At 64.6% G+C, this 539-nt stretch carries 1 pseudogene; it reads right to left on the bottom strand.

Features of this window, described 5'->3' with window-relative positions:
* Nucleotides 1-539, bottom strand: a pseudogene (locus ACXJKJ_RS31885) (hypothetical protein); the annotation flags it as partial.

Genomic DNA, 539 nt, shown 5'->3' with positions numbered 1-539 from the left:
GCTGTCCTGCGGCTCATAATCCTGGTCCACCGAGACGATGCGCTGCTGGTTGAGCACGTTGTAGACCGCCAGCTTGACGTTGATATCCAGTGGCACCGGGATCTTGTAGGCCACGCTCATGTCCAGGTCGTAGGTCCAGGGCGTGCGGCCGTCACCGCCACGCGGGGAATGCCCGAACACCCGCTCGGACGGCACCGTGGCCTGGCAGTTGGAGACGCACACGTAGTAGCTGTGGAAGTCGGTGGCGTCGAACGGGTTGCCGGCACCGAAGCGGGTGATCGGGCTGCCGGACTGCACGCCCAGCGTCGCGGCGACCGTGAGGTTCTCGGTCAGCGCATAGCTGCCGCGGAACTTGAACTGGTGGCGGCGATCGTTGGCCAGATAGCCGTAGCCGCGATAGTTGACCCACGGATTGTCGAAGTTTTCGGTGCGACCGGCATCGGCGAAGTCGGTGTCGGAGTTGACCGGTCCTTCGGCGTTGCCGCGGCCATAGGCCAACGTGTAGGACGCATTGAAGCCCCACGTGCCGTCCCATGCAC

This window comes from Roseateles sp. P5_E1, assembly GCF_054049335.1.
This window is presented reverse-complemented; position numbering and strand designations above follow the sequence as displayed.